Below are 19,053 nucleotides of genomic sequence, written 5' to 3' on the forward strand. Positions count from 1 at the left end.
AAATTAGTATGTATGTAGTATTGGTTTATGATATAGGTGAGCGAAGGGTAGGGAAGATGCTTAAATTGTGCAGGAGATATCTGAACTGGATCCAGAATTCCGTGTTTGAAGGTGAGATCACCGAAGTCAAATTAAAGGAACTGCTGGCCAATGCGAAAAAATTCATGAAAGTCGAGGAAGACAGCATTATAATTTTCAAGAGCAGAGATGAACGATGGCTTGAAAAGGAAATTGTGGGTCTTGAAAAAAACGATCTGGATACATTTTTATAAGGATTGGGTTGTCGATGTACCTACTGCAGGCGGCTTGTCCAAATTCCAAATTGGGTAAAAGGGCCTAAAATCGCTTTTTGTCTTCGAGAAGAAGGTTGTCGAACTCTGGGTAAAAACCCTGCATCTGACATCGACAACTTTCAATCTTATTTTTTATAGTGCAAACCCTTTTGAAATGGCTAAAAAGAGCTATTTTTATTGCGGAGCCTGCGGCTCTCAATCGCACCATACAGGAATTGAAATCAGTCTACAGTATTGGTTTAACCCCTGGGGGATCGACTCTCAATCGCACCATACAGGAATTGAAATATCTTAGGCATGCCTATCTTAGCGGTGCCAATCTTACTCTCAATCGCACCATACAGGAATTGAAATCCGATATTGTACGAAAATATATACCTATCGAACTGTCTCTCAATCGCACCATACAGGAATTGAAATTTAGATAACCCTCATTTTTGCAGGTGTCAATTGATACTCTCAATCGCACCATACAGGAATTGAAATATGCTTCAAATGCTATTCATGAAGACATAGACGAACTCTCAATCGCACCATACAGGAATTGAAATATCTTCAAAACAGAGGGATCAGTTTCTGCTTCCGACTCTCAATCGCACCATACAGGAATTGAAATCGGGATGGAAATCTTTACATAGTTTTAGCTAATATCCTCTCAATCGCACCATACAGGAATTGAAATGTAACTCAACCGAATTAAGTGATTGTAAGGTGATAACTCTCAATCGCACCATACAGGAATTGAAATCAGACCAACATCAAGGCTAATGGATACGGCCGAAGTCTCTCAATCGCACCATACAGGAATTGAAATCCTAATGAGTGGCTTTTTCTTTTTATATTTAGGGCCTCTCAATCGCACCATACAGGAATTGAAATAGTGAAATCAGAACTAGGAAGAAATTCTTAACCATTCTCTCAATCGCACCATACAGGAATTGAAATAGAGGAGTATAGAGAGCGCAAACGAATGGCCGAAGCTCTCAATCGCACCATACAGGAATTGAAATCTGGCTTTTTGGATCCGGTCTTATTCACAGTCTCGTCTCTCAATCGCACCATACAGGAATTGAAATTGATTGCACCTCCCGCAAATGCAGAGGCTGTGTTTTCTCTCAATCGCACCATACAGGAATTGAAATAGCGAAACGAGTTTCAGACTGATCTGAACTACACTACTCTCAATCGCACCATACAGGAATTGAAATCACTTCATGGAGGGAAGATCTCCCTTGAAATCCGTACTCTCAATCGCACCATACAGGAATTGAAATAATTCACCGCCTACATCTGCATGAAAAATGCCCAAGCTCTCAATCGCACCATACAGGAATTGAAATACGATGGAATAGCTATTTCTTCCCCTTTTTGAACGGCTCTCAATCGCACCATACAGGAATTGAAATGACGGAGCCAGTCTGATTCTCAGGGAACGCAGGGAGCTCTCAATCGCACCATACAGGAATTGAAATTCGCATCTAGGATCATATGTACTTTTTCATGGTAGACTCTCAATCGCACCATACAGGAATTGAAATAATCGGAGCCCAAAGGCACATGGGGCAGAACTATCGCTCTCAATCGCACCATACAGGAATTGAAATACGATGATTACACCAAGAATGTTCCTTTACACAAAACTCTCAATCGCACCATACAGGAATTGAAATGACCCAGTCCCATAGTAGCGTATATGTAGTCACAGTCTCTCAATCGCACCATACAGGAATTGAAATTCAGTATTTTGTGCGCTTCTTCGAAATTCATGGTTCTCTCAATCGCACCATACAGGAATTGAAATGAATTCAATACGTTCTTCAGGCGATTCAAAATCTGCTCTCAATCGCACCATACAGGAATTGAAATTGAAGGAAATCGACCAAAACTCAGACGAGAATATGGCTCTCAATCGCACCATACAGGAATTGAAATTCAGCGGAGCAGTCTTGTTATGCAGGTATTTTTGCACTCTCAATCGCACCATACAGGAATTGAAATAGCATCTTCAATGTTACCATCCTTGGTCAATGCCCTCTCTCAATCGCACCATACAGGAATTGAAATTATGTTGATGGCCGCCTGCTGTAAGTGTGCTGCAATCTCTCAATCGCACCATACAGGAATTGAAATGTGCTTCTAAATTCCTCCCATGTTTTCTTTGTTACCCTCTCAATCGCACCATACAGGAATTGAAATCTTGAATGCTGGGATGGTGCTAAGGAAGTCGGTGACCTCTCAATCGCACCATACAGGAATTGAAATAGAAAATGAAAACGATCCGAGACGGGATCGGTGAAGCTCTCAATCGCACCATACAGGAATTGAAATGGTGCGGGTGATGTAAGGGATTATTTTGTAATCGTTCTCTCAATCGCACCATACAGGAATTGAAATGGTATTCAGCTCTACAATGTTTGATTTGTTCTGCCTCTCTCAATCGCACCATACAGGAATTGAAATTGGCTTAATACTTCTTGTACTCGTTTTTCTCCATGCTCTCAATCGCACCATACAGGAATTGAAATGGTGAATTATGGATTAGGATGGTTGTTATGGATTCACTCTCAATCGCACCATACAGGAATTGAAATACGGAAGCAGTGGCCGAATTGGGAAATGAATTCTCCCTCTCAATCGCACCATACAGGAATTGAAATAGCCAGCTACAGTGGTTTTTAAAACGGGTGATCTCACTCTCAATCGCACCATACAGGAATTGAAATAGACCAGTCAAGTACTTTATCTTCAAAAGGAAGATCCTCTCAATCGCACCATACAGGAATTGAAATTGGCTGTGTTGACTCAGGCTCTAACAAATCCTTTCACTCTCAATCGCACCATACAGGAATTGAAATTCATTATCATAGGTTACATGGTCATTTGGCACTCTGCTCTCAATCGCACCATACAGGAATTGAAATCTTAGGGTTGTTTATATGTCTTAAGAATTCAAGTAACTCTCAATCGCACCATACAGGAATTGAAATCATACGCTTAGATATTGGATTTCGGATATTATTAAAACTCTCAATCGCACCATACAGGAATTGAAATGATCATATTGTTCATGAGAAAACCTTTGTCCAGTTCTCTCAATCGCACCATACAGGAATTGAAATGTGGCAATTTCGCTCTTGCTCTTTCTGGGGCTGCGACTCTCAATCGCACCATACAGGAATTGAAATTAAAAAAGAACTTAGACACCTTGTCAATATTGAATCCTCTCAATCGCACCATACAGGAATTGAAATACATCGCCCAGATAGGACAATTTAGCGTTAACGGTACTCTCAATCGCACCATACAGGAATTGAAATAGATTCAGGTTTGGGACGCAGAAGGATTTCAGGATACTCTCAATCGCACCATACAGGAATTGAAATAAGATATTTGATTTCTTCAAAGGGAAGGATATCCACCTCTCAATCGCACCATACAGGAATTGAAATAAATTTGAAAAACGGTAAAAAATGGCTAATATATTTCTCTCAATCGCACCATACAGGAATTGAAATTGTGGTTGTTGGTGATGCAAGATCCGCTCCGTAGGTCTCTCAATCGCACCATACAGGAATTGAAATTCAGAAGACGGGCGAAGTCTCATTTTCGGGAATGTGCTCTCAATCGCACCATACAGGAATTGAAATATAATTCAGCCTCAGCAGCATCGATATAGCTCTGAGCTCTCAATCGCACCATACAGGAATTGAAATAGATCCCTTTCTCTTAGGCATAGCTGCCTTCCATGGCTCTCAATCGCACCATACAGGAATTGAAATCTTGCGGAAATAAAACAGTTCGGGATCTTCTCCCAGCTCTCAATCGCACCATACAGGAATTGAAATACATCGCCCAGATAGGACAATTTAGCGTTAACGGTACTCTCAATCGCACCATACAGGAATTGAAATAGATTCAGGTTTGGGACGCAGAAGGATTTCAGGATACTCTCAATCGCACCATACAGGAATTGAAATAAGATATTTGATTTCTTCAAAGGGAAGGATATCCACCTCTCAATCGCACCATACAGGAATTGAAATAAATTTGAAAAACGGTAAAAAATGGCTAATATATTTCTCTCAATCGCACCATACAGGAATTGAAATTGTGGTTGTTGGTGATGCAAGATCCGCTCCGTAGGTCTCTCAATCGCACCATACAGGAATTGAAATTCAGAAGACGGGCGAAGTCTCATTTTCGGGAATGTGCTCTCAATCGCACCATACAGGAATTGAAATATAATTCAGCCTCAGCAGCATCGATATAGCTCTGAGCTCTCAATCGCACCATACAGGAATTGAAATAGATCCCTTTCTCTTAGGCATAGCTGCCTTCCATGGCTCTCAATCGCACCATACAGGAATTGAAATCTTGCGGAAATAAAACAGTTCGGGATCTTCTCCCAGCTCTCAATCGCACCATACAGGAATTGAAATCGCCCACAAAAATGATGAGGTTTTCAATGTCATGAACTCTCAATCGCACCATACAGGAATTGAAATATAATTATCCTTCAGAATAAAATAGGTGTTGAGCCAGCTCTCAATCGCACCATACAGGAATTGAAATAGGGAAACCAAACCATTCTATCAGATCTGACTATCCCTCTCAATCGCACCATACAGGAATTGAAATGCCTTTGCACCTCACAATTACCACCGCTGGATTCAACTCTCAATCGCACCATACAGGAATTGAAATGGTAGTCAAAGAAGAAAATCAGTTTGATGAAACTTCCTCTCAATCGCACCATACAGGAATTGAAATAGAAAGACAAACCTATTTTTGATGCGGGTATAAATTCTCTCAATCGCACCATACAGGAATTGAAATAGCGGTACGCATTTGGATTTCTAGTTTTAGTTTTGACTCTCAATCGCACCATACAGGAATTGAAATCCTCCTACGGTAGGGTTGAAGCCCTCTGGGATGCTGCTCTCAATCGCACCATACAGGAATTGAAATTTAAGAAACCTGTTAAGGATAAAGATGGAAAACTACCTCTCAATCGCACCATACAGGAATTGAAATGAGTGTATTGATGAAGAAATAGAAAAAACTAAAACGACTCTCAATCGCACCATACAGGAATTGAAATAAGACAGATAAGTTTACAGAGCATTTTGTATTGCCCTCTCAATCGCACCATACAGGAATTGAAATCTGAATTGCCTCAGGCTTACTTGGATGTTGAGGATTCTCTCAATCGCACCATACAGGAATTGAAATCCCATTTGATTGTAAGATTCTGTTTTTTTAAGTTCACTCTCAATCGCACCATACAGGAATTGAAATAGTGAAGATTAACGCTAGGGAAATAGTCAAAGATATCTCTCAATCGCACCATACAGGAATTGAAATTTTTGATACAGAAATAAGATTCGAACTTATACTAAGCTCTCAATCGCACCATACAGGAATTGAAATTGACATTAGAGTAGAGAGAAGGGCTTTCGGTGTCACCTCTCAATCGCACCATACAGGAATTGAAATATTAGAAACATAGCAATTCAGGCTTCTATAGCATTGCTCTCAATCGCACCATACAGGAATTGAAATTCAGATTCGAAGATTTTGCAAAACCTATAGAAAGCACTCTCAATCGCACCATACAGGAATTGAAATGGCGTTTTAGAATCAATCTTTCAGCTTTTATCGTCCCTCTCAATCGCACCATACAGGAATTGAAATAAAATCTCAACCAACACAAGACAGAATTAAGCTTTACTCTCAATCGCACCATACAGGAATTGAAATATAAAAAGTGGGATCGTGAAATAAAGGTTAAATTTCCTCTCAATCGCACCATACAGGAATTGAAATCCTCAGGATTGGCAGGAGTAGGTGTTACGGGAAACACTCTCAATCGCACCATACAGGAATTGAAATTAGATCCAGAGTTCTTTAGCTGCCTGCTTAACTCCTCTCTCAATCGCACCATACAGGAATTGAAATTTGCTGATTTTACAGTATCTTTTAACCTATCAACTCTCTCAATCGCACCATACAGGAATTGAAATCATATTTAAATGATAGATCGTTTATGTAATCAAGCCTCTCAATCCCACCATACAGGAATTGAAATTCATTTGGATGATTATTACCTATTCGATTACTGTACTCTCAATCGCACCATACAGGAATTGAAATATCCATCAATTTTTAAAAGAGTCCCACTTCCAGAATCTCTCAATCGCACCATACAGGAATTGAAATGAAGTAAGGAACTTATTTCCCGTAGGAAGTGAGCTGCTCTCAATCGCACCATACAGGAATTGAAATGCTCGCCATCCTGGTATGGCTTGCTTTGCTGTTTGTCTCTCAATCGCACCATACAGGAATTGAAATAGGTGTCCAGTCTGTGTGTCTTGCATTCATCATAATCTCTCAATCGCACCATACAGGAATTGAAATAAGCCTCTCCTAAATAAGTTCCCGCTGCATCCCCATCTCTCAATCGCACCATACAGGAATTGAAATCGAAAGGAATTACCCGTGATTGCTTGAATCTTTCGCCTCTCAATCGCACCATACAGGAATTGAAATAAGTTTTAGTCGGGGGAGGGCCTCCTTCAACTAAACTCTCAATCGCACCATACAGGAATTGAAATACGTTAGGGGCAACAAAGGACACTTTAAGCACATCTCTCAATCGCACCATACAGGAATTGAAATGCGTAAGGTTCATAATCAACGAACTCTACAGGAATCTCTCAATCGCACCATACAGGAATTGAAATAAAAAAATGAAAACATCACATAAAATTGCACGGGCCTCTCAATCGCACCATACAGGAATTGAAATTATCGGCTCAGACCGTGGCTTTTGATTGCGAATGGGCTCTCAATCGCACCATACAGGAATTGAAATAAAAAGAGTACGCCAATCAATAGCATTCCAACATTGCTCTCAATCGCACCATACAGGAATTGAAATCCAGCTAAGTGTAATGGATAGAGTGCCACCACCTTCTCTCAATCGCACCATACAGGAATTGAAATAATTTCAATTATCAGGACTTGGACGAATTCAACAAACTCTCAATCGCACCATACAGGAATTGAAATACTAGTACTTCTCCTTATTTTTCTTGGGTGGTTTTTCTCTCAATCGCACCATACAGGAATTGAAATATTGAAAGAGGTCGTGGAAGATCTGAAATATTATGTCTCTCAATCGCACCATACAGGAATTGAAATTGATTGCTTGAATCTTTCGCTATGTATACGTACCCTCTCTCAATCGCACCATACAGGAATTGAAATATGTTGGGCATTTTCTAAGGTGTAACCCCTATCGTCCTCTCAATCGCACCATACAGGAATTGAAATCCCTTACAACACACCCGCCAAAGTCCCTCCTAAATACTCTCAATCGCACCATACAGGAATTGAAATAAATTGATTGCCGTTTGAACTGCTTCTTTGCTTCTTCTCTCAATCGCACCATACAGGAATTGAAATAAAATGGTGCAATCCGAATGGAGCATGCTTACGTATCTCTCAATCGCACCATACAGGAATTGAAATGCGATTGAGACTCTCCGAAAATGGAATTTCCTTTTTCTCTCAATCGCACCATACAGGAATTGAAATATCAGTCTTTTTCTTTACACTTTGGCTTTCAAATGCTCTCAATCGCACCATACAGGAATTGAAATCCAACTAAGTATAATGGATAGCGTGCCACCACCTTTCTCTCAATCGCACCATACAGGAATTGAAATATTGTAGAAGTTTTCCCATTCGAAAGACCTGAATACTCTCAATCGCACCATACAGGAATTGAAATACTATACAAAAAGTCTTCTTCATAATAAAGTTCCGGCCCTCAATCGCACCATACAGGAATTGAAATCTCGCTAGAATAGATTCTAGAATACGTGTAACCTCGCTCTCAATCGCACCATACAGGAATTGAAATATCATGGATAGTAAAATCAAGCCTCCCAACACAGGGCTCTCAATCGCACCATACAGGAATTGAAATGCATCTGGATTAGTTTGATGAGAGGGTTTTTGGGATCTCTCAATCGCACCATACAGGAATTGAAATAACTGACATCGGGCGATAAGGTTACTTTACCCGTGCTCTCAATCGCACCATACAGGAATTGAAATGTGTGCTGTGCACGATTCTGGAAGTAGCCCGAAATCCTCTCAATCGCACCATACAGGAATTGAAATGATCGATGATGCATTTATCCCTGCTGGATGGCCGGACTCTCAATCGCACCATACAGGAATTGAAATAGGCTGCTGCTTATTATGCTGCTGATGTTGACGACTCTCTCAATCGCACCATACAGGAATTGAAATCATAAAAGAGATCGAGTCTGGATTGTTGCCTACTCCCTCTCAATCGCACCATACAGGAATTGAAATATAGCCATTTCGGCAGTCTGGACATAATACTAAACTCTCAATCGCACCATTCAGGAATTGAAATAGGCCGCTTGAATTCGTTCGTCCACGTATGCTGGTCTCTCAATTGTATATTCTGACCCATCTTGGGTTCGTCGTCAATTTTGGTGAAAGAATGTTAATAAAATACACATTATTATTTTGTGGTAACCCCGCTTCCTTTTTTGAATCCCAGCCCCATTTTTTCAATTAATTTGTAGGACTGGCTGGGTTTATAATCAACTTCAAACTGTTCTTTTATCACTTTAAGAATACCAGGGCCTGACCAATTTTTGGCATTGATCCCGTAATCTTCCGGTGATTTTTCCAGAACTATGGTTCTGATTTTATCCATCTGTTGATCTGTAAGGTAGGACTTCCTCCCTCTTCCTGACCTGTTTTCCAATCCTTCTACTCCATTTTGCTCGAAACGGTGGACCCAGTTAACCACCTGTTTGAAACTGATCCCGTACCATGACGCAACCTCTCTGCTTGAATGGCCCCTTGCCACATGGTAAACCATATTCAGACGTGTTGCCAGCAGAAAATCAGCGTTGTTTTTCAAAATTTCTGTTATTTCTTCCGGAGTCTTTCTGCTTATTTTTAATACAGGCTTGCCCATGATGTTAGGTTTAATCGGTATAAATATATAATTTATTTGTGTATTTAATAAACATTTTATATGGTCATTCCTTCCTTTATTATCCCTTCAGGCCTCAAACTTTCAAAGGCGGTTCTTATCAGCCAGGACCCCGGTCTGTTGATTGTAGCGGGATCCGCCCAGAAACGGTCTGCGTGCCCATGCTGTGGAAAAAGGAGTAAATCCGTTCACGGGTTTTATGACAGATCACTCGCTGACCTGCCCGTTTCAGGCCGGGAAGTCAAAGTTATCCTACGTGTCAGAAAGCTCTTCTGTAAAAACAGGAAATGTTCCCGAAAAGTCTTTACAGAACGGTTTGTTGATCAGATCAAGCCCTACGGCAGATGTTTTTCCAGATCAGCCGGCCTGGTCAGATCAGTGGGCACTGAGCTTGGTGGGAATAAAGGTGCCGCCCTCTGTAAGGTAATCGGGTATCCCATCAGTTCATCTACTGTTTTGAGGACTCTCAAAGGGATCATTGTTTCTGTCAGAACATTGACTTCGGGAACCATTGGTGTAGATGACTGGGCCTTTAAAAAAGGGAGGAACTACGGCACTATCATTGTCGACCTGATCAATAAAGAAGTTATCGGTCTGCTTGCGGCCAGGAAGCCGACACGCTTGCAGATTGGCTGAAAGGCCACCCTGAAGTTCACACCGTATCCAGGGACAGGGCAAGTGTCTATGCGCTGGGTATCAGAAAAGGTGCCCCTGATGCCATTCAGGTAGCTGATAGGTTTCATCTTCTGGTTAATCTTAAGGATGCCTTTAAGAGATCCCTGAGAAAGCACAGTCCGGTGATCAAAAAGTGCTTTGAAGAAATGGGATCCGGACAGGCGGACTTACTTACAACCGAAGATGGGAAAGCAATAGAAGAAATGGAATCGGAGTCCAGGGATATCCCGGCCTTATCTTCCCCGACAGAAGGGGAAACACGGATGGTGGGGAATGTCGGCCCGGATAGACAGTTTAAGTTTCAAAAAGCCAGGGAGCTTCATAAAGAAGGCTATGGCATCAAAGCTATTGCCAAACAGCTTGGAGCGGGAAGGAAAACAATCAGAAAGTACCTTGCCTCTGAGTGCCTGGTCTCAAGAGAGATAAACCGGAGCAGGATCCTGACCAACTTTTGTGATTTTGAATCTGAATTGATAAAGCTTAGCCAGACCAATACCACCTACTTAAACCTTTTCAACCACATAACAGAAAAGGGTTTTAATGGAAAGTATAGCCAGTTCTGTGAGCGGATGAATAAACGGGGCAACGATGGAAAAGCCGCAAAGACGAGAGGGAACAAGGTGCTCCCGTTGCTCAGGCCGGTTAAGACCTGGTCCCTGTCAAAACTGGCATTCATCGCCTTGGCAAAGGCCGGGACTTTGAAAGAAGAAGATCAAAAATACCTGGACATATTGCTACAAAAATCACCTGAAATCAAAAACACCACTGATTTAGCCCATTCCTTCCGCCAACTGTTTGTAGCCAAAGAAGAGGGCAGTTTAACGGAGTGGATAAAAATTGCAGGCGCCGAAGGTTCAGCACTCAAAGGGTTTGCAAAAGGGATAAACCAGGATTATGGGGCAGTAAACCAAGCCGTCATATCAACGATAAGCAACGGGCAAGTAGAAGGGCAGGTCAATAGACTCAAAACCATCAAAAGAAACATGTATGGCAGGGCAGGATTTGAGCTTTTGAGAAAAATAGTACTGGCCAATTCTAGCTGAATCCTTCACCAAATGTGACGAAGAACCTGATCTTGACCACTGACAATCCGGTAATGTTGACCACCTGTATTTTTTCAGTTATCGTTTGCTTGGGGTTGATCGGTCATAAGACAAAAGAGCAAGATACAGAACCAAACCAATCACTCACATTGTAAATCCGGAACAGGATTATGTGACCCACTTTCTGTTTTCGCCTGAAAAATGGCACAGCGTAATACAGGTAATTCTGTAGAATGACTGAAAAACACTGCAATTCCTTCACATTTCCTCCCATTTTCCCTAAAATACCTTGGGACCGAACGTTAGAAAACAGTTCGGTGGACTGTATTAGCGAGGCCTGTCACCGTATAGCGAAGTAGCCAGCCTACGCGCCGGGAAAGTTCCGATTTTTCCCTTTTCTTGCAATAACCTTTTAGTAGAGAACTGCTACGCCAACTTTTATAGCACCCATTCGGACATAAATACGAAAATCTCTCAAACCTGTGGAAGCACTAGCTTTAATACCACGCCTTACAATCGCATTCTCCTAAATGTCTGCCCCACAGTATTGCGGGGAGCCTGTCCCGAGCGGAGAAAATCGGGAAAGACGATGGGAGGAGGTAGAAAAGCCAATTTTTACACTCCAAGCTTCCTGTACATTTTGGGAACCTTTACCCGCTTGGCAGAGCTTCATTTAGCTTTAACAAATAGTATGTATTCCAATCTTCTTCTCCAAGAAGCCTTTGATTTTTTTGGACAAGGATTTGTCCATCTTTGTTTACAATAGGGGTTGAAATTATTCCTGATGGCAATTCAATATCTTCTTGGAGCAATTTGTAATCTGAATCATAAACTGCAGCAAATTTTGGTAAGGATTCAAAGAAATCCATCCACTCAGCTTGATTTTCCCTGTCATAATTCTTCACGATATTTTCGCTTGCCCCCTTTTTGTAAATAAGAATTATTTTGTCTTCAATCACAAACAGTTGTTCTATCATGGATGGGACTACCATTTCTAGTTTAGAGAATAATTCCTCTGTGTTTTGTAAATTTACTTGTGGAAAAGGGATTTTATCTTTCACATTTAGACTGACACTTTCTTTAAAAATCAGATCTTCTTCCTTTTCTTCATAGACATAAAACTTCATTTCAGCCATTAGGAATAAATACCAGAATTTACCTTTTTTTATGATTTTAGGATGATGTAAGAAATGAAAATCGCCGTCTTTGTAGATTGAATTTTCAGGGATTTCCATTTTCAACTCTACTTCTTTTGTAATAGGGTCTATTACCTCCAATATTGGTTCATTGTAATATTTTCTATAGAATTTTTCTTGGTCTTCCCAATCTTTTAAATCTCTTTCAGGGCGGTAGTATGCTAATTTATCCCCCAATTTAAAGGCTGGTCTATTGTAAGGATGCATATAAATATACCCCTCAGGTATAGTGATATTGTTGATTATCTCTCCTTCATTTGAAAACTGTATCAATCCTCTATGTAAATCCATAATTGTAAAATTTCCATCAAAAAAACCTTCTGAATAGGCCATGTTTATCGCATTTGGTCCGTCTGTTTTGAGATCAATATGAGATGTAATGTTCCCGGTTTTGTCAAAAATAATATAGGATGAAAGCCCCTCTTGTTTTGCCAAGAACATTCCGTCTTCTCTATCAATTAACGTCAATTCTTCTAGGTGATTGACTCTGATTGAATCAGTTACTTCAAATTTGTAATTTGTTGAAATGGATTGATTTTCGTTCTTATCTTTTGCGCAACCAATCAATGCTGCAGTAAGAATTAAACATGTATAATTTTTCATGGCCAAATCTAATGGAACGGATAATTTCAGGCCTGTTAAGTTAAGTTAAAGAGGAATGCATAATTCTTAATTTATCTATAATTACCGGATATTTCCCACTCTAATACCTCTGACATGACGGGTCTGATACTAACATGGTATATAAAGTTCCGTTTTCCCCTTTTCTTGCAGGGACCTTTTAGGAGAGGACGAACAGCCAACTTTTATCATATCCATCAGGGCATAAATCCCCTGTCCCAAGAATCGGGAAGAACGAGGGGATGAGGTAGAAAAACCAATTTCAAATCGGTAAGGATATTAGGGCAGGCAGACTACACCGAGTCACCACGAACATTGTGGCTACACCTAGCGGGGTGACCACCCAGAATACTTCGAAGGCAAGGAAATAAGCCGACATAAAGCGGCTACAAAAATAAATTAGCTGTCATGCCGGAAAAACCTCACTATAAGCAGAACTAATTTGAGTGATTATGGAGAAAAAGTACAAAACACTAATTATTCTATTTGCGGTTATAACGGTGGTATCGGTAGCCGGTTTTTATAAGTCCTATTGGAGCCAGAAAGCTCAGCTGTCTTACAGCTGGGGTGCGATAGCGGTCATTGTAGCAGAGTTGCTATCAGTGACAATAAGAATTAAGAATTGCAATAATTACTTATATGGAACACTTACCTAACATTGAAACGGATAGACTGTTTTTGACAGAATTGCAAGCAGGGGATATTCCTCAGATTGTTAAATATGCGGCGAACAAAAACATCTCTGATTATACTCTCAATCTTCCACATCCATATTCTGAGAAAGATGCTGTCTATTGGGTTAACCTTTCAAATCAGGGTTTGAAAAATGGGACAAATTATATTTTTGCAATAAGACTGAAAAGCTCGAATGAGTTCATTGGTGGAATTGGGCTGACAGTTGAGCAAAAGTTTTTTCGTGCGGAAATAGGATATTGGATTGCAGAACCTTTTTGAAATAAAGGTTACGCCACAGAAGCTACAAAGGCTATTATTGATTTTGGCTTTGACAAACTAGAATTAAATAAACTTACATCCTCACACTTGGAAAAAAATCCGGCATCGGGAAAAGTGATGATTAAATGTGGTATGACCAAGGAAGGAGAATTGAAAGAACACGTTTGTAAAAATACAGTCTTTCATACACTGATTTTATACGGACTAACAAAAGCTGAATACAAGCAAAAAACAACGAACTGCTAAACCAATGGGAATAGGGTAGAAGGGAGGATGAGGTATCTCTCAATTCCTGCAAAAATTTTAACGTACCCAAAATTAGCAGAACTAAAGAGGTATGTTAATTTCGAATCCTAGTCTTTTTCATATTATCGCTAGATTATGTTTGTTTTTTTAGACCGATATTTATTGGGCAGTGAGTAAGTTTTTAATTATAATTACTAGGATTTTTAGTTAGACAAACATGAAAAACTTTGGGTCTATTCTTTTATTCCTTTTATCTATATCCGCCATTTCATGCAGCCAGTTTCCGGAGCCTTCCCCCGTCAATTATGAGCTGTATGTCTCGGACCGTGATCAGTACCCCAAATTCTCACCTGACGGAGAGCATATCGCCTATTACCATGTCAATTCCCAATTAGCAGACTCGGAGGATTATCCAACGGGGTTGTACATCATCGATAAAAATGGAAATAACAGAAGGTTGGTACTTCGCGGAACCCATCTTAACCCAGCTTGGTCTCCAGACGGTCAGTGGTTGGTATTCTCCACATCAGGAGTGTTGCAGAAGTGTAAAACCGATGGTGACAGCCTTATGACATTTAAAGAGAATGATTTATCACAATACTCTTCCTATTTCTTTCCGGATTGGATCTCCAATGGGACGGAAATTCTTTTTGATAGGGCTGAAAATATTGCGGGGGAGAGTAATTTGTTGTCGATTAAAAAAGATTTTACAGGTTTAAGACCAATATTCGGGAATTTTATAGTGGCAGGTAGAGACCCGGAACTAAGCCCTAGTGGGGGTAGACTAGTTTATACAAAAGCTTCTGGCGATTGGGATGGCTGGAGAATTTTTGCGATGGATACGACAGGCGATAATGAGTTAATGTTGACGGAAAACAACAATGATAACCGAAGTCCTACCTGGTCTGCGGATGGCCAAATGATAGCTTGGAGTAAGAATGTCAGGATCCATGTTATGGATTCGGATGGAAACAATCAGACTCCATTATCACCTGGGGTTTACCCAAGCTGGTCAGTTCAGGGTGAAATTGTCTATAGCCATGCAAATCATGATTATTCTAAGGAAGTACTTTATATGATTGATCCTGACGAAAGCAATAGGCGTCAGCTGACCTTTTGACCATATACCCCAATCCTAATGAAAAATCCGCAGTATTTTTTAGTATTCTATAGCTTCTTGATTGGTTGCAGCATGGGGATAATTCCTCCAACTCTTGCAGTGTGAAGATGTCCATTTGATACTCATCCAGCATGAGCATCATCTCGATTTGAGGCTGTGTCAGATTTTCAGAAATGTATGTGCCTCTTGCCATTATACTTTGAGTCGGAATAAACCCTAATTATTTGGGTTTATCCTTTATTGAAATATTATTAGAATATAGACTTATATATTAGGAAAGACAAGCTGGGAATGTAAACCCGAACTTACTGTAGTTCCCAATGAATTAGTGTCTAAAGAGGTAGCGGTTTATGATGTGTCATTGCTACAGAATGCAATAAGGTCAGTTTTTAAATTTGCTTCAGGGTTGTTTTCGATTGATCCATTTTACTATTTCTTGAGGAATTCATGCGAAAGATTTGATCTTGAAGAATCGGTTCTTTCCAAAAATATAAATAGAACCTTCAATGATATGTTGAATATGGATTTCTCCAATGTTCAGAAGATCCCTGAAAAAATTGCCTTGCAGCTTATTCAGGAAAGTAAGGATCAAAGAGAAATTAGAGTGCAATATGCCAAATATCTTAATTCCATTTTACCCGAAAAATTGCTGGCGGCATGATGGGTAAATAGGGATAAATCTATTACGGGATAATAAGAATGTTTGGGATTAGTTAAACGGATAAAGAAGTAAATTGATAAATTCGGTCTCACCGAAGATAATCTGGTTCTGCAAACATATGATAATTAGTTGTTTGGGGTTCGCTAGCCAGAATTGTTATGAGAAAGAATATTACAGGAGTCATATTCGTACTTGGTTTCTATTTCTCTGCTTGTTCGCAGAAAACAATTCCAGATGTCCAAATTTCTAAGATGGACAACCTTCAATCTGATTCTGTTAATACTTCGGACAACACAGAATTTGAAAACAAAGCTGGACTTAAACCAATTGACAAAACTCAAAATTCTTATGAAATCAGATTTTATAAAACAGAAGAATTATCCGGAGAAAGAACACTAAAGGTTCTATACTCAACTGATCTTTGTGCTCACGGACACGTTTTTGTGAAAATCGGAGACGAAGTTATAGCAGACAAAGACAGTTTAGACATGACAGTCAGTGCAACGGCTTTATATTTAATGCGGACTTTAAAAGACAATTATAAAAAAGGCTACTACGCAAGTCAATTACTTCCTTGTTGAGGACACTTTATAATAGCAGATGATGAAAATGACTTTGTAAATATTTGTGGCTGCCCAAGCGGAATTGATTGGACAATTATTCACACAGACGACAATAAAATTAAACCTAGTTTGCACTGCCTGTCCTGATGAGCAAGGCGATATCGGAAGATGGGGTGAGGTAGGAAAGCCAATTGCAAATTGGTAATGATATGAGGATGGAATTACAAATCCCACCCAGTAACCACGAATATTGTGACTACGCCTAGCGTGGGAGCAAGCCTTAAAAAAGATGCAAATTATTTGGCAGAATTAAAGTTGTAAATGCCCTGGCCAATTTCACAGATCAATGTCAGCACTGTACTGCTGCTGATCGATTCAATGGCGAATAGATCCACTCCGTAAAATTTATAACTCAGCACTGGAAGATTGAATTTCGGTTGGTTCTTTCCCCATCTGGGCTTAAATCCGGAGAACCTTTCAATCTAGTGGAAGCACTAGTTTGAAAAATGTTGTCTCACAATCGCCTCCTCTTCTATGGAGAACCTGTCCCGAGGTTTTAATTCCGAGAGTAAGCGATTCGTGAAGGAGGATGGGACGAGGTAGAAAAGCCAAGCTAACGAGTCCGCCATATACTGGTTAGGAATAGCCTAATTCAGACCATTCACTGCCAAACTCAAAATGATGATTGGATCAACGTATGCAGTTTGTGAAATTTATGTAATCAAAAAATTTCTATTGTATCCTACAGGGCTTAAATCCGGAAACCATCAAATACCTTTTGATTCTGATATCTGAATTATAGTGCTAAACAAGTGCCTTCTCCATGTGGAGGAGGATGGGAGCAGATAGTTCCAGATGCTCAAGGAAATCTGCTTCCGGGAGTAGTTATTGCTGGCAACATTGGGATTCAGGTGGATCATTTTAAGGGTAAATAATATCAAGTCATAAAGCAATAGTAATTACTTGTAAGCGATAAATGTCGGATAACCGTCGGAAATAGAAGGATAAAGGCAAATTATAGTTGGTATTGTCTGTAGAGACATATAAGAAATAACCGCAATTTCGGATATAACACGTTGGCAGTAATTATAAAAAAGGACCAAAAATAAATCCAAACGTTATGACATCAATTCGAAAATTTTCAATATTGCTTTTTGTAGCAATAACACTATTCGGTTGCAAAACTGCAAAAATTATTCCCGACAAGCCTGTTACAGGTAATTTGCCAGAACGACCTGAAAGGTTGAGTTCTGAAATTACGATTCCTTTTGAAATCGATATTAATTCTATCAACGAGTATATAAATCAAAAACTGCCAAGTGGACAGATTGAAAGCGGAAGTGGAAGCTCAGGTAATACGACCAGATTTTCATATCAGATTTACAGAAATAAACCTGTTGTATTTAGTGCTCAAGGAAATGAATTGATCTTTAAAGTTCCAATTGACATAAGAGCAAGAGGAAGTTATACTGCTTGTATTGGGTATTGGCACCACGGAAGATGCCGTTCATCACCGATAAGCCCGGGAGTAACTACCACAGAACACGGTGACGCTTCACCCACAGTTGATATAGAACTAAGAGTAAAGTTAGCAATACAAGAGGATTACACGATGAAAGCCGAAACGTATCTAAAAGGTAGCCTAAGCGGAAATACGCACCTTCACATAGACTTAATTGGTAACCTAATAAGAATAAATATTGATATTAAAGACAAACTAGAGAAACCCCTACAAAAATTTGTAAGAGACTACCAACAAGAGATAGATAAAAAAGTTGCTGAGTTAGTTCAACAATATGACATCAAAACCGAAGTGAACAAATATTGGGTTCAAGTTGGCCAACCTATGGAACTTGGTGACTTTTGGCTTAAGTCTGAACCACAAAAAGTTATTTTTGAGAATCTAAATGCAAATGACAATAAACTACGTCTTGCTTTAGGTTTGGCTTCAAAGTTAGAAGTTGTATCTCAAAAACCTCCAGACTTCAACAGTCCTTTACCAAACCTTACTCTAAACGAAAATACAGAAGGTCTGTTTAACATATATCTTCCTGCAAGTACTACTTTTAACTCGCTTGAAGAAATATTAAAAAGAGAAGTCGTTGGGAAAGAATATAATAAAGATGGCGTAAAAATTAAGCTAAATTCCATTGATTTACAAGGAGTAAAGCTAACCAATACAAGTTTATTATTAATTAAAGCTAATGTTAAAGGAAAAGCAAAATCAAAGAGATTTAAAGGAGATATGTATTTTACTGCACTACCCACAATTGACACCACCAACAAGCTTGTTTTTGTTGAGGATTTTAGAATTGAAGCAAATACAAATAGTTTTTTGATTAATAATGGTTTACCATTTTTAATTAACAACTTCTATTACAATGACCTCAAAAACATGCTAAAGTATTCATATCAAGAGGACTACTCTAAATATTATGATTTAATAAACGATAAGCTTAAAAATATTGAGATAGATAACTTAGTAATTAACGGTACTCTAGAACAACTAATAGTTCCAGGATTTTATATAGACCAAGAAAGTTTAGACTTACTGTTAATCGCAAAAGGGAAGCTAACAACAATATTTAAACTAGAATAAATACGGTGCAACATTATGTTTTAGGTAATTATAAAT

At 39.4% G+C, this 19,053-nt stretch carries 10 protein-coding genes, 2 pseudogenes and 1 CRISPR repeat array; of the genes and pseudogenes, 10 read left to right on the forward strand and 2 right to left on the reverse strand.

From position 1 onward, the window contains the following. Window positions 1-8 precede the first annotated feature (8 nt). Window positions 9-272, forward strand: coding sequence for a CRISPR-associated endonuclease Cas2 (cas2, locus tag ID165_RS03585; protein ID WP_192349025.1), 264 nt, complete (start codon window positions 9-11; stop codon window positions 270-272). A gap of 213 nt (window positions 273-485) precedes the next feature. After that, a CRISPR array of direct repeats spans window positions 486-8,745; the repeat unit is 30 nt; unit sequence CTCTCAATCGCACCATACAGGAATTGAAAT. A gap of 111 nt (window positions 8,746-8,856) precedes the next feature. Here cas2 and ID165_RS03590 read toward each other — a convergent pair. Next, window positions 8,857-9,321, reverse strand: coding sequence for a helix-turn-helix domain-containing protein (locus ID165_RS03590; protein ID WP_192349026.1), 465 nt, complete (start codon window positions 9,319-9,321; stop codon window positions 8,857-8,859). Window positions 9,322-9,381: 60 nt separating this feature from the next. Here ID165_RS03590 and ID165_RS03595 point away from each other — a divergent pair, with 60 nt between their 5' ends. The 3 genes and pseudogenes from ID165_RS03595 (at window position 9,382) to ID165_RS03605 (ending at window position 11,057) form a co-directional block, all read left to right on the forward strand. After that, window positions 9,382-9,975, forward strand: coding sequence for a transposase family protein (locus tag ID165_RS03595; RefSeq protein ID WP_192349027.1), 594 nt, complete (start codon window positions 9,382-9,384; stop codon window positions 9,973-9,975). Beyond that, a pseudogene (locus tag ID165_RS27035) lies at window positions 9,972-10,085 on the forward strand (hypothetical protein); the annotation flags it as partial. The gene ID165_RS03595 and the pseudogene ID165_RS27035, both read left to right, overlap by 4 nt. A gap of 51 nt (window positions 10,086-10,136) precedes the next feature. Continuing rightward, window positions 10,137-11,057: a transposase gene (locus ID165_RS03605; protein WP_192349028.1), complete on the forward strand. Its 921-nt coding sequence runs from the start codon at window positions 10,137-10,139 to the stop codon at window positions 11,055-11,057. Window positions 11,058-11,707: 650 nt separating this feature from the next. Here the strand turns inward: ID165_RS03605 and ID165_RS03610 are convergent. After that, window positions 11,708-12,856, reverse strand: a complete 1,149-nt coding sequence (locus ID165_RS03610; protein ID WP_192349029.1) for a hypothetical protein — start codon at window positions 12,854-12,856, stop codon at window positions 11,708-11,710. Window positions 12,857-13,326: 470 nt separating this feature from the next. Here ID165_RS03610 and ID165_RS03615 point away from each other — a divergent pair, with 470 nt between their 5' ends. The 6 genes and pseudogenes from ID165_RS03615 (at window position 13,327) to ID165_RS03640 (ending at window position 19,017) form a co-directional block, all read left to right on the forward strand. Continuing rightward, window positions 13,327-13,530: a hypothetical protein gene (locus ID165_RS03615; protein WP_192349030.1), complete on the forward strand. Its 204-nt coding sequence runs from the start codon at window positions 13,327-13,329 to the stop codon at window positions 13,528-13,530. Then, window positions 13,514-14,074 (forward strand): annotated as a pseudogene (locus ID165_RS03620) (GNAT family N-acetyltransferase). The gene ID165_RS03615 and the pseudogene ID165_RS03620 overlap by 17 nt, the downstream one beginning before the upstream one ends. Before the next feature lie 217 nt (window positions 14,075-14,291). Beyond that, complete coding sequence (locus ID165_RS03625; protein ID WP_192349031.1) at window positions 14,292-15,194, forward strand: PD40 domain-containing protein; 903 nt, start codon at window positions 14,292-14,294, stop codon at window positions 15,192-15,194. Window positions 15,195-15,522: 328 nt separating this feature from the next. Beyond that, window positions 15,523-15,855 carry a hypothetical protein gene (locus ID165_RS03630; protein ID WP_192349032.1) on the forward strand — a complete coding sequence of 111 codons (333 nt, stop codon included), beginning with the start codon at window positions 15,523-15,525 and terminating at the stop codon, window positions 15,853-15,855. Window positions 15,856-16,013: 158 nt separating this feature from the next. After that, the gene (locus tag ID165_RS26565) at window positions 16,014-16,436 is read left to right on the forward strand and encodes a hypothetical protein (RefSeq protein ID WP_225586969.1); all 423 of its coding nucleotides are present in this window, start codon (window positions 16,014-16,016) and stop codon (window positions 16,434-16,436) included. 1,102 nt (window positions 16,437-17,538) lie between these two features. Next, the gene (locus ID165_RS03640) at window positions 17,539-19,017 is read left to right on the forward strand and encodes a DUF4403 family protein (protein WP_192349033.1); all 1,479 of its coding nucleotides are present in this window, start codon (window positions 17,539-17,541) and stop codon (window positions 19,015-19,017) included. Window positions 19,018-19,053 lie beyond the last annotated feature (36 nt).

Source organism: Algoriphagus sp. Y33, from assembly GCF_014838715.1.
Taxonomy (GTDB): domain Bacteria; phylum Bacteroidota; class Bacteroidia; order Cytophagales; family Cyclobacteriaceae; genus Algoriphagus.

What these genes read in the sequence shown, in the direction of transcription:
- cas2 (WP_192349025.1), top strand. Translation starts at nt 9, where the DNA reads ATGTATGTAGTATTGGTTTATGATATAGGTGAGCGAAGGGTAGGGAAG.
- ID165_RS03590 (WP_192349026.1), bottom strand. Translation starts at nt 9,321, where the DNA reads ATGGGCAAGCCTGTATTAAAAATAAGCAGAAAGACTCCGGAAGAAATA.
- ID165_RS03595 (WP_192349027.1), top strand. Translation starts at nt 9,382, where the DNA reads ATGGTCATTCCTTCCTTTATTATCCCTTCAGGCCTCAAACTTTCAAAG.
- ID165_RS03610 (WP_192349029.1), bottom strand. Translation starts at nt 12,856, where the DNA reads ATGAAAAATTATACATGTTTAATTCTTACTGCAGCATTGATTGGTTGC.
- ID165_RS03615 (WP_192349030.1), top strand. Translation starts at nt 13,327, where the DNA reads ATGGAGAAAAAGTACAAAACACTAATTATTCTATTTGCGGTTATAACG.
- ID165_RS03625 (WP_192349031.1), top strand. Translation starts at nt 14,292, where the DNA reads ATGAAAAACTTTGGGTCTATTCTTTTATTCCTTTTATCTATATCCGCC.
- ID165_RS26565 (WP_225586969.1), top strand. Translation starts at nt 16,014, where the DNA reads ATGAGAAAGAATATTACAGGAGTCATATTCGTACTTGGTTTCTATTTC.
- ID165_RS03640 (WP_192349033.1), top strand. Translation starts at nt 17,539, where the DNA reads ATGACATCAATTCGAAAATTTTCAATATTGCTTTTTGTAGCAATAACA.